Origin of the sequence: Maricurvus nonylphenolicus, assembly GCF_042854845.1 — a bacterium.
GTDB lineage: Bacteria > Pseudomonadota > Gammaproteobacteria > Pseudomonadales > Cellvibrionaceae > Maricurvus > Maricurvus nonylphenolicus.
In genome coordinates this window covers 2,188,318-2,199,684 of the sequence record NZ_AP031498.1, presented here as the reverse complement: position 1 = coordinate 2,199,684, position 11,367 = coordinate 2,188,318, and the positions used below count along the sequence as shown (strand labels likewise).

Genomic DNA, 11,367 nt, shown 5'->3' with positions numbered 1-11,367 from the left:
AGAATCATATGAAACAACATCACGCAGATATTGTTATCGTCGGTGCAGGCGCTGCAGGTTTAAGCTGCGCCCTGTCCGCGCTGGAAGCCGGCTCAACCGTCATTAATATTGAACGCGCACCACGCGACATGATGGGCGGCAACACCCGCTGGACCGAAGCCAACATGCTGCTAAAAGGCGGCCCCGATCAGGAAGGCTTTGAGCTGAACGATATGTTCTACATGTCCTACGGCATCAACAAAGGCTTCCACGTTGATCCTGATATCGAAGCCGAAACCGTCAGCGACTACGAAAACTGGTCCCAACTCGCTAAAACCGCACAATTTGTTGACCCAGAATTACTCGGCAGCTTTGCCGAAGCCGTAGCACCGACCCTGGAATGGCTAACCGAACGCGGCATTAAAATCGACCCGAAACAAGCCGCCCCACTGCCGTTTTGTATCGAGAGTATTCCTTACGTACAGATTTACGGTGGCGGACTCGCCATTGTCGAAAGCCTGACGCCACGTATTGAAGAAAAAGGCGGCCAGTTCCTGTTTGAAACCACTGCCAATAAACTGATTGAAGAAAACGGTACCGTAGTCGGTGTACGCTGTAGCGGCAAAGACAACGAAACCATTCAAGTCTACGGTAAAGTGGTTCTGGCCTCTGGCGGCTTCGAAGGTAACCCGCAAATGCTGGTGCAATACGGCGGCAAGAACAACCGTTACCTGCGCCCTGTAGCCAAAGGTGGTCACTACAACAAAGGTGAAGGCCTGCGCATGGCACTGGAGCTGAATGCTGCTGCTGCCGGTGACTGGTCCGATTGTCACCAACAGGTTGTCGACCCTCGCACTGGCCTACAGGAAGCCATGGCAAATATCTGGCCCTATGGAGTAATGGTTAATCAGCGCGGAGAGCGCTTTATCAACGAAGCCCCTAACGCTATCTTCGAGTGGCAAGAAGCGCCTCCTGAGGCCATCATGGAACAACCAGGCGGAATCGCCTACACCATCTACGATGAAAAACTGGCAAGCGACAAAGACTGCAACTGGAAATACGGTATCCGTACCGATAAACCACCAATCAAGGCAGACTCTATTGAGGAACTTGCAGCACAGCTGATGATTCCACCAGCCAAGCTGAAACAAACCATCAACGAGTACAACAGAGCCTGCGTAAATGCCGATAAGGTAAAACGCGGTGGTGTTCTGGGTGAACTGCTGGTGAAGGGCCACTTGGACGGTGCGACGACCGAAGGTATCAATCCACCAAAAGAAAACTTTGCCGCCCCTATCGATTCACCACCCTACTACTGCTACCCGGCAATTTCCTCCATCTGCTTTACCCATGGAGGTTTACGCACCAACGGCCAAGCTCAGGTAGTCAATGCCAGCGGTGAAGTGATACCAGGGCTGTACGCAGCCGGTGAAACCGTAGGTATGCATTACGGAAACTACACGGTAGGAACATCAGTACTGCGTGGATTGTGTTTCGGCAGAATTGCAGGACAACACGCAAGCAAAAAAGAATAATCCAACTAAAGAAAACAAAAGGTAAGCTTTAAGCTTGTGATTCGTTGTTGCCTTCCTGGGCCTTCGGAGGCAGGACGCCGACGCAGAGCGGGCATGGATGCCGAACAGCGTGCCCAGGAAGGCAACAACGGATCGCAAGCGCCACCCACTCATTTAGAATAACTAAGCCGTAATATTTTAATGAAGATCGTGGCGGCCGAAGTCCCCTAGTCCCTTTAGAGACACGCTTTGCGCCATCCATGGCCGCTCTGCGTCGGCGTCCTGCCTCCGAAGGTCTCTAAAGGGACTAGGGGACTCCGACCTTAAAGCTTACCTAATGATTTCTAAATTGATTACGAAAAGACAGTAAGCCAGCGTTTTTGCCTGTAGCGTCTAGTCAGTAATAAACATTTCATCAACTGATCGAATAAGAACACCGAGAAAATACACCACACCGGTAAATCCAACCAAATGCATAAAGCGGCAAGAGGTAGACGCACACCAAGCGACGTCATTATGCCTGCGATTAACGGATAACGAGTATCACCCGCTCCACGCATTGCACCACTTAATACAAAATCTATTCCCAAGATGGGTAATAAGAATGCCAGGATCCGTAAAAACAGCGTACTAATTTCAACCACTCGGCTGTCATCAACCATAAATTCGCTGATATCTTCCGCAAAAACGCCAAAGCCTAAACCTACCAACGCCATAATCGTCACAGCAAGCTTTAAGGCTTCCATACTGGCTTCTAAAGCCTGTTCCGGTTTGCCGGCACCTAATGACATTCCTACATTGGCAGAAGCAGCTATCGAGAATCCAAGGCCAATTACAGCCGCTACAGACATAATGTTAATACCCACACCGTAAGCTGCGAAGGCTTCAGCGCCGTATTGGGCAACAAAGCCTATAAACACCAACATGGCGCCCTGCATAATTAACTGCTCAACCGTAGCAGGCATGCTGATATTGATGAACTGCTTGGTTTTGGCCTTTTCGCCGCCCTCATCTACTTTAAAAGGTAATTTAAGATGGCCAAGATACCAACGCGAAAAATACACAATGGCCGAAATCAAATAGGCTACGCCCCAACCTATGGCTGCGCCCTGCACCCCCATCGCGGGTAATCCTGCAACACCGTAGGCCAGCATGTATGCACCAATAACACTGATAACATTGGAGACAATACCGATATAGAGCGGCGCCTTGGCATCACCTGCGGCCCGGGAGGCTGTACTCATCATCATGACCAGTCCCTGAAACGGCGCAAATAGAAACATCCAACGAATATAGCTAATAGCTAGCTCACGACTCTCGCCCGTCAGCTGGAAAAAACTGGCAATAGGCCCTGCGCCTATCATGGCCAGTGCAGTTACCAGCAAACAAATCCCCAAACCAAACTTGATGGAAAGCTTCATGGTATCTACGGCTAGGGAGAGATTATTACCGCCCCAAGCACGAGATATTAATGCTGTAGTGGCAGCCCCCATACCCATCAATAACGCCAGCTGAATAAAGTGCACACGCTGACCAGCCGTGGTTGCGACAACCGCAGAAGTACCTAAACCAGCAACAATTTTGATAATCGCAACACCGGCCAGAGTGCTAAGCAAGAACACTAAAATAGACGGGCCAGCAATTGACCAAACACTTACACGGTCGTTAGATGAAGACATGATCACTACAACATTCAGAGACGGGCGACGGAGCGGAACGCTTGAAAGCCCCTACAACAATCGATCGATTTCGATTTTCGAGCCGACAGAATACAAAACGCCTTATGCTAACACAATAGCGGTAGCGCTAATGACATAAGGCAGTTCAGCCAATGACAAGCCTTGAATATGACTGTTTTCTTTGATGAAAATGCCAATTTTTGCAGCGATCTGCAGGGTATTCTGTACAAGATGTTATTAGCCTGACAGGAATACCATGACCGATATTCTCAATATGCTGCAAGCCCCCGGCCCTGCAATGAAAGATATTCTCGTAAAAGCCAGCGAAAGTAACTGGGTCCCCACCGATCCAAACGGTAAGGCTTTTATTAAAGTTCTGTGGACCTGTGCAGAATCCGGCGGCTGGGCCGTTATGCACAAATGGAAGAAAGGTTATGTCGCCCCGCCCCATAAACATCTGGGTGCGATTCACGCATTTATAGTATCCGGCAAACTTCAACTCAGAGAGCATACTATTGAAACTGGCGATTATATGTATGAGCCTAACGGTATTATTCATGAGTCAACTGAAGCGCTGGAAGACACCATTCATCTAAATATTGCCGACGGTCCTATATTGTTCTTTGATGATGAGAAAATTACCGGCTATGGCAGCTGGGAACAGATGTATCGTGTACAACAACGCGGTAAGGACTTGTAAGACACGCAATAAAAAAGGAGCTCAATGAGCTCCTTTTCAGATCAGATTACTTGAGAGTAATCTTATTCTGGACGCATCGCCGGGAACAGCAGTACATCACGAATAGACGGCGAGTCGGTCAGCAGCATTACCAGACGGTCGATACCAATACCCTGCCCTGCAGTCGGTGGCAGACCGTACTCCAGTGCGCGAACGTAGTCGGCATCGTAATGCATGGCTTCATCATCACCGGCGTCTTTCTCAGCCACCTGAGCCATAAAGCGCTCTGCCTGATCTTCCGCATCGTTAAGCTCTGAGAAACCGTTAGCGATTTCACGGCCACCGACGAAGAACTCAAAACGATCGGTAACAAACGGGTTGGTGTCGCTACGACGGGCCAACGGCGATACTTCGGTTGGGTATTCAGTAATGAAGGTTGGATCGTCCAGACGGTGTTCAACAGTCTTCTCAAAGATCTCGATCTGAACCTTACCCAGGCCCCAGCTGTCTTTCAGTGGGATATCCAGGTGCTCAGCGATCTGACGAGCACCAGCTTCGTCGGCCAGGGCTTCAGCTTTAATGTCCGGATTGAAGTGCAGGATAGAATCGAACACAGAGATACGACGGAAAGGTTTAGTGAAATCATAAGTGGTTTCCTGAACCACTTCACCTTCGCCGTTTTTCACGGTGCTCTTGATCTGAGTAGTACCGATCACTTCTTCACACAACTTACGCAGCATGTCTTCGGTCAGATCCATCAGGTCGTTGTAATCCGCATACGCCTGGTAGAACTCCAGCATGGTGAACTCAGGGTTGTGACGGGTCGACAAACCTTCGTTACGGAAGTTACGGTTAATTTCATAAACACGATCAAAACCACCAACAACCAGACGCTTCAGGTACAGCTCTGGTGCAATACGCAGGTACATATCGATGTCCAGGGCATTATGGTGAGTGATAAACGGCTTGGCAGAAGCCCCCCCAGGGATGGCTTGCAGCATTGGGGTTTCAACTTCCAGAAAGTCGTTGCCGTTTAAATAGGTACGAATAAACTGAACAACCTTGGAGCGAGTTACAAAGGTATCGCGCACATCCGGGTTGGCAATCAGATCAACATAACGCTGACGGTAGCGCATCTCCTGATCGGCCAGGCCGTGGAATTTATCCGGCAGCGGACGCAGGGATTTGGTCAGCAGCTCGTACTCATCCATCTGCACATACAAGTCGCCCTTACCGGACTTGTGCAGCTCGCCTTTAATACCAACGATATCACCCAGATCCAGGCTCTTGGCAAAAGGACGCGCAGCTTTGGTCACGTACAACTGGATGCGGCCTTCCACATCCTGGATCGCCATAAAAGCACCGCGGCTGGCCACTACACGACCGGCAACGCTAACAATGTTCTTGGCTTCTTCCAGCTCTTCCTTGCTCTTCTCACCGAAGGCATCTTTCAGCGCCTGGCTTTTGTGCTCTGGGCGGAATGCATTGGGGAATGTTGGGCCATCCTGCTCACGCAGTGCCTGCAGCTTTTCACGGCGCACCGCTATCAGCTTGTTTTCATCTTGCGGTTGTTGGTTGTCGTTGCTCATGATTATTTATAATCCGTGGCTAGTCACTTAGAGGCCAGCCTTCAGGCTTGCCTCGATAAATTGGTCCAGATCACCGTCCAAAACATTCTGACAGTTACTGGTTTGAACATTGGTGCGTAAATCTTTAATGCGCTGATCGTCCAGTACGTAGGAGCGAATCTGGCTGCCCCAGCCGATATCAGACTTGGTGTCTTCCATCGCCTGCTTCTCTTCGTTGCGCTTGAGCATTTCCTGCTCGTACAACTTCGCACGCAGCATCTTCCAGGCTTGATCACGGTTTTTGTGCTGTGAACGCTGACTCTGACACTCGGCCACAATACCGGTAGGTTCGTGGGTTAAACGTACCGCAGAGTCGGTTTTGTTCACGTGCTGACCACCGGCACCGGAGGCGCGGTAGGTATCGGTGCGAACATCCGCCGGATTAATATCGATCTCGATATTGTCATCAATCTCCGGGGATACAAACACCGAGGTAAACGAGGTGTGACGACGGCCACCGGAATCAAACGGTGATTTACGCACCAGGCGGTGAACACCGGTCTCGGTACGCAGCCAGCCAAAGGCATACTCGCCCTCAAAGCGGATAGTCGCGGATTTAATACCTGCAACTTCACCAGCGGAGCACTCTTCCAGGGTGGTTTTGAAGCCCTTGGCCTCACCCCAGCGCAGGTACATACGCAGCAGCATCTCGCCCCAGTCCTGGGCTTCGGTACCACCGGAGCCGGCCTGGATCTCAAGGAAGGCGTTATTAGGGTCCATCTCACCGGAGAACATACGACGGAACTCCAACTTGGCCAGATGCTCATCCAAACCGGCAATTTCGGTCTCGACATCGGCGACGGAGTCTTCGTCATCCTCTTCAACGGCCATTTCCAGCAGATCGCGGCAATCAACCACGCCCTGGTCCAGGTCATCGATGGTTTTTACAATGGCTTCGAGGTTGGAACGCTCGCGGCCCAGCTCCTGGGCACGCTCCGGGTTGTCCCATACAGAGGGCTCACCCAGCTCCAGCTCAACTTCGGTTAGGCGTTCTTTCTTGTGTTCATAGTCAAAGATACCCCCTAAGAACGTCAGTACGCTCTTGCAGGTCTTTGAGGTGGTTTAACAGCGGTTGGATTTCCATAAGATCTCTTAGTTACAAAACGATCCATATCGCGAATTTGAAAGGCGGCGATTGTACCTCAGGCGCCCTGCTGGCGCTAGGCCACACAGGTGCTTCCGAGAGGATGAAGATAGGGAAATCAGAAGGCCCCAAACAGGCTAATTTTCAATCAACTACTGGCGGCACGGCACGCTAAAATCGACGTGGTAGTGCTCATCATGCCTTACCCAGGAGCGTTTCTTGGAGAGTTGGATATGCTTTTGCAGATACTCTCCATACTGAGTTTCGAGAAGGCCAGGCTGCAATTGAGGGTCGAAGATGACCCTCCACAGCTCATACCCCCTGCTTTTGGCCTCCTTATGCAGGCTGACGATATGGGCAGCCAAGGCCTCATAATCGACCGACAGCCCGTCGTAATGGCCTTGTGAGTCCAGCTCAATGTCGTAGCCAAACTTGTTTAGTGGATGGGTCGGCAAATGAACAGATTCCCCCTTCTGGTTCTTCATAGGGGTCATAAAATCTACAGATAAGCCATTTCGGTGGGTCTTATGGGGCTTGAATTCTCCCCCTTGCTTAAAACCGGTTTCAGCGTATTTGTATACCTTGCCGGGCTGGGAGGATTCCAGATTCTGGTAGGCGGCAACAACAATGTCCTTTACCGTCGAATGAACATAAGTGCGTCCAGCGATACGGGCAACCGCACTATAGCCCACATAATTCTTACCCTCAGCAGGAAGTTTTACGCCCTGCTCCAAACGGCCATTTGAAGTTGTGCCAAAACACACGCTGTCAGCCGCTGAAGCGGAGGGGAGAAGGAGCGTATGAGCTAGAAATATAACAAGAATATGATTCGTTTTTTCCCTCAAAAATGCTCTAACCATTAAAGCATCGTTCCTGCTGCTGAGAGTCAGACGTCTTCAAGCAATTGACGATATCAACTAACTGCTTTGCAGTTTTACCACTCAATTTTTCAAGGCCATGGTTGGACTCAGTCCCGTACCAAGACAAAGAAGATGTAAATACTGCCTTTTGCTCTTCCGTTAGCGCTTCTTGAACCTCTGGTATATTAGTAAAACTGGAAGCAGGATCATAAGCTATAGCTACCCCGCCAGCAGGAAGGGTATTTTCAATACTTTCGTAAGGGGGGCGCTCTTCAAGAGAACATCCCAGAACTATGCTGAATGCAAATAGAAACAGAACTGTACGCGTCATAGAAAAATCCCTAGTGCATCGCCCAAAACCAGACCGTAGCATCTGAATAGTGCCTACCATTGCGGAAAGCAAACTCAAACCACGAACTGTATTTGGTTAAGCGATTTCCATTCCATAGATCTATATGATCCCCCTGGTTTCCAGGGCCATAATAATCCTTAAAAAAGATTATCCCTTTCTTGCCTCGGATCTGATCAAAACCGTTAACACCTTCAAATTCAACTACTTGTTTAACTGGGGAAAAAGCCGTCTTGAGCCATTTTGCAATTCTTCCGCTCTTAGGATATGAGCAGGAGAGTGCTTGTGCCAACACCTCGCACCTTTAAAAGAGGTTAAATTTACTCCAGATTTAACTAGGGCTTGCCCCATTCTGATAGCACATTGATTCTCAAAGGCCCTTTTCCCGTTGACCTTACAAGGAGCGTCATCAATAAGTGATTCAACTGTTGGATGGTTCTCCCACAAGTCATTAAATTTCATTGCTATTTCCCTATAGATAACCGTTGAACCAGCTAAAACTAGTCGATTCAGATTTTACCGGCAATCAGGGAAATAGCTGAAATTGCGATAGCTCACATTTTCGAGCCCGAGAATGGCTAAGGAGCCTCGAACTCCACTTCACCCACGGCAGGTACTTCGCCACAGGTATTGCAGATTACATCGATGGCCAGATCGGCGCCGCAGGAACGGTGAACCAGCTTGTAGGGGTGTGGCACAGGGGGCAGATGGTCCAGGGCCCACTGGCGGATTGCCAGGGTTTGTGGGTAGAGGGATTTGCCCTTTTCGGTGAGTTCATACTGTGAACGAGGTGGTGTGGTCTGGTATTCCTTACGCTCCAGCACCTCCATCTGCACCAGCATCTTCAAGCGGTCTGCCAGGATATTGGTGGCAATGCCCAGTTGCTGCTGGAAATCATCGTAGCGCTGCAAGCCCAGGAAAGCCGCAGCCAGGATCAGGGTGGTCCAGCGATCGCCGATAATATCGACAACATGGGATAAGCTCTGGTCAGCATCTTTGGACACCTTGGCGGTGCGGGTTCGACGCTGGCTGCCCATTTCTTTACGTAGAGCCGCCTCGCTGACCTTGAGCTGATCATCAATCTCAGCATCAACACGCTCCACATCATCGTAATGAACGGCCTCACCACAATGACGGCATACACAGGCAGGTACTAGATTGTGCTTTTCACCGACTTTATGCAGTAATACCTGGGGAACCCCGGCATCGGCCTGATCGGCCCAGTCCGCTTCCCACTGCCAGATCAATAGCGCCCATGGGTACAGCGCCAATCCCTCCTGGGTTAAGCGGTACTCATGGCGTAAAGGCGCTGTTGAGTAGGGTTTCTTGTACATCAAACCCTGCTCAACCAGAGACTCAAGACGGCTGGTTAAGGTGCCGCGAGCTATACCGGTGTGCTCACGAAACTCACTAAAACGATGCCGACCAAGGAAGGCATCGCGCATGATCAGAATGGTCCAGCGATCACCCAGAACATTGAGTCCACGGGCAACCGGGTTAGTGAGGATCTGGTGGCTAAATTGCATAAACAGTGTGCATACTCAAATACGGTAATACGGCCGCATAATAAATCAGCCACCACTTACTTGCACTAGCTTACGCAGTAAAATCCTTTAATACCGCTAGAATCACCTGCCCAATACCCATTAAGGGTTAAGTTAATTGAGCGCAAAACAGGCTTCAGGCATTGCCATCAAATTATCAGCGCCCGATGCCAGCGTCGCTTTATGCGTAGCAACGCGCGGCAATAAACGCTGGAAGTAGAAACGCGCAGTGTGGACTTTGCCCTGGTAGAAGGTCTCATCGCCCTCACCCGCTGATATTTGCTGCTGAGCCACTTGCGCCATACGCGCCCAAAGGTAAGCGAATAAGGTATAACCGGAAATCATCAGGTAATCGACCGAAGCCGCTCCCACCTCTTCCGGATTCTCCATGGCCGCTGCGCCTGCTTGCATGGAAACCTCCTGCCAGGTTTGTACCGCATCCTGCAAGGGAGCAACGAACTCCTGCATATCTGCATTGGTAGACAGACCTTCACAGTAATGAGAAATTTCAGCCAGTAACGGCTGTAACAGCTTGCCACCACTACCCAACACTTTACGACCTAATAAATCCAGCGACTGGATACCGGTGGTGCCTTCATACAAGGTTGAGATACGGCTATCGCGCATATTCTGCTCCATGCCCCACTCACTGATATAGCCATGGCCACCGAATACCTGAACACCATGGCTGGCAGCTTCCAGCCCCAACTCCGTCATAAATCCTTTACAGATTGGGGTAATCAAAGCCAGCAGAGATTCCGCTTGTTTACGGGTTTCTTCACTCTCTCCGTATTCGGATAAATCCAACTGTTGCGCGGTGTAATAACTTAAGGCTCGGCAACCTTCGGTGATCGCTTTAATGGTTAACAGTAAACGACGTACATCTGGGTGCACAATAATAGGGTCCGCAGGGCCATCAGGGTTTTTGGGACCACTTAACGAACGCATTGCCAAGCGATCATGGGCATAGGGAATCGCGCCCTGGTAAGCGATTTCGGAATGCACTAACCCCTGCATACCTGTGGCCAAACGTGCGTGATTCATAAAGGTAAACATACAAGCCAAACCTTTATTCGGCTCACCTATCAAATAACCTTTGGCGTCTTCGAAGTTCATCACACAAGTGGCAAAACCGTGGATACCCATCTTATGCTCGATGGAACCACACTTAACCCCATTGCGATCGGCGATACCGCCCGCATCGGAAACATTAAATTTGGGTACCGCGAATAAAGAAATACCCGCTGTGCCAGCGGGAGCATCCGGCAAACGCGCCAACACAATATGCACAATATTGTCGGCCATATCGTGGTCGCCACTGGAGATAAAAATCTTGGTACCCGTAATAGCGTAGCTGCCATCCTCTTGCGGCAACGCACGCGTGCGCAGCTGACCAAGGTCAGAGCCACAATGGGATTCGGTTAAACACATAGTGCCCGTCCATTCTCCGCTAACCAGCTTTGGTAACAAAACATCACGCTGCCAATCGGTGCCATGCTCAATCAAGGTTTTAATGGCCCCCTGACTCAAACCGGGGTAACCGGACCAAGACACATTGGCAGTCGACACAGCTTCGGTCACCGCCATACTCAGCGAGCTGGGTAACCCCTGGCCGCCTAATGCCTCAGGCACAGACAACAACGGCCAACCATTGTCGACATATTGCTTATAAGCCTCTTTAAAACCTGTGGGCGCAATCACGCCTTCCGGCGTCCAGGTACATCCCTCCTGATCACCCACACGATTTAAGGGTGACAGCACCTCTTCAGAAAACTTGGCCGCTTCATTCAACACCGCGTCCACCAAGTCAGAGCTGGCCTCGGCACATCCCTTTAAACGCTCATAGTGTGAGGGGTAATCCAGCAACTCATTAAACACAAACTGAATATCCTTAAGCGGGGTTTTATAACTAGGCATAGACGGGGAACTCCAGAACAACCATTTCAGGCGGGTAATGTAAGACGTAACATGTAACTTTCATTAAAAGACTATCATTATGAATAACTGCCGGTCAATCAAACTAAACACTGAATTAATGACTAAAATAACCT

The 11,367-nt window shown here is 50.1% G+C and carries 9 protein-coding genes and 1 pseudogene; 2 read left to right on the top strand and 8 right to left on the bottom strand.

From position 1 onward, the window contains the following. The first annotated feature begins 8 nt into the window (after positions 1-8). Entirely contained in the window at positions 9-1,514 is a 1,506-nt protein-coding gene (locus ACGHZ6_RS09480; RefSeq protein ID WP_390618600.1) for an FAD-dependent oxidoreductase, read from the top strand. Between the two features lie 332 nt (positions 1,515-1,846). Here ACGHZ6_RS09480 and ACGHZ6_RS09475 read toward each other — a convergent pair whose 3' ends face one another. Beyond that, complete coding sequence (locus tag ACGHZ6_RS09475) at positions 1,847-3,172, bottom strand: MATE family efflux transporter (RefSeq protein WP_390618599.1); 1,326 nt, start codon at positions 3,170-3,172, stop codon at positions 1,847-1,849. Between the two features lie 256 nt (positions 3,173-3,428). Between ACGHZ6_RS09475 and ACGHZ6_RS09470 the strand changes: the two genes are divergently transcribed. Further along, on the top strand, positions 3,429-3,872 hold the full coding sequence (locus ACGHZ6_RS09470) for a cupin domain-containing protein (protein WP_390618598.1): 444 nt from the start codon (positions 3,429-3,431) through the stop codon (positions 3,870-3,872). A gap of 62 nt (positions 3,873-3,934) precedes the next feature. On the opposite strand, the gene lysS is transcribed toward ACGHZ6_RS09470, so the two are convergent. The 7 genes and pseudogenes from lysS to ACGHZ6_RS09435 form a co-directional block, all read right to left on the bottom strand. Further along, positions 3,935-5,440 (bottom strand): lysine--tRNA ligase, encoded by a 1,506-nt coding sequence (lysS, locus tag ACGHZ6_RS09465; protein WP_390618597.1) that lies wholly within the window; start codon positions 5,438-5,440, stop codon positions 3,935-3,937. Positions 5,441-5,467: 27 nt separating this feature from the next. Next, positions 5,468-6,563, bottom strand: a protein-coding gene (prfB, locus tag ACGHZ6_RS09460; protein ID WP_390618596.1) for a peptide chain release factor 2 whose coding sequence is annotated in 2 segments (ribosomal slippage) — positions 5,468-6,490 and positions 6,492-6,563 — 1,095 coding nt in all. Because the reading frame shifts where the segments join, the coding sequence is not laid out codon by codon here. A 152-nt stretch (positions 6,564-6,715) separates the two neighbouring features. Then, positions 6,716-7,423: a penicillin-insensitive murein endopeptidase gene (locus ACGHZ6_RS09455; RefSeq protein ID WP_390618595.1), complete on the bottom strand. Its 708-nt coding sequence runs from the start codon at positions 7,421-7,423 to the stop codon at positions 6,716-6,718. After that, positions 7,416-7,754, bottom strand: coding sequence for a hypothetical protein (locus tag ACGHZ6_RS09450; protein WP_390618594.1), 339 nt, complete (start codon positions 7,752-7,754; stop codon positions 7,416-7,418). Before ACGHZ6_RS09450 ends, ACGHZ6_RS09455 begins: the two co-directional genes overlap by 8 nt. Positions 7,755-7,764: 10 nt before the next feature. Beyond that, positions 7,765-8,123 (bottom strand): annotated as a pseudogene (locus tag ACGHZ6_RS09445) (T6SS effector amidase Tae4 family protein). Between the two features lie 227 nt (positions 8,124-8,350). Then, positions 8,351-9,298, bottom strand: a complete 948-nt coding sequence (locus ACGHZ6_RS09440) for a winged helix-turn-helix transcriptional regulator (RefSeq protein WP_390618593.1) — start codon at positions 9,296-9,298, stop codon at positions 8,351-8,353. 132 nt (positions 9,299-9,430) lie between these two features. Then, positions 9,431-11,233, bottom strand: coding sequence for an acyl-CoA dehydrogenase C-terminal domain-containing protein (locus ACGHZ6_RS09435; RefSeq protein ID WP_390618592.1), 1,803 nt, complete (start codon positions 11,231-11,233; stop codon positions 9,431-9,433). Between the last annotated feature and the right edge of the window lie 134 nt (positions 11,234-11,367).

Bases quoted from the DNA above. Each gene is read 5' to 3' on its own strand.
- ACGHZ6_RS09480 (WP_390618600.1), top strand. From the start codon at position 9: ATGAAACAACATCACGCAGATATTGTTATCGTCGGTGCAGGCGCTGCA.
- ACGHZ6_RS09475 (WP_390618599.1), bottom strand. From the start codon at position 3,172: ATGTCTTCATCTAACGACCGTGTAAGTGTTTGGTCAATTGCTGGCCCG.
- ACGHZ6_RS09470 (WP_390618598.1), top strand. From the start codon at position 3,429: ATGACCGATATTCTCAATATGCTGCAAGCCCCCGGCCCTGCAATGAAA.
- lysS (WP_390618597.1), bottom strand. From the start codon at position 5,440: ATGAGCAACGACAACCAACAACCGCAAGATGAAAACAAGCTGATAGCG.
- ACGHZ6_RS09455 (WP_390618595.1), bottom strand. From the start codon at position 7,423: ATGGTTAGAGCATTTTTGAGGGAAAAAACGAATCATATTCTTGTTATA.
- ACGHZ6_RS09450 (WP_390618594.1), bottom strand. From the start codon at position 7,754: ATGACGCGTACAGTTCTGTTTCTATTTGCATTCAGCATAGTTCTGGGA.
- ACGHZ6_RS09440 (WP_390618593.1), bottom strand. From the start codon at position 9,298: ATGCAATTTAGCCACCAGATCCTCACTAACCCGGTTGCCCGTGGACTC.
- ACGHZ6_RS09435 (WP_390618592.1), bottom strand. From the start codon at position 11,233: ATGCCTAGTTATAAAACCCCGCTTAAGGATATTCAGTTTGTGTTTAAT.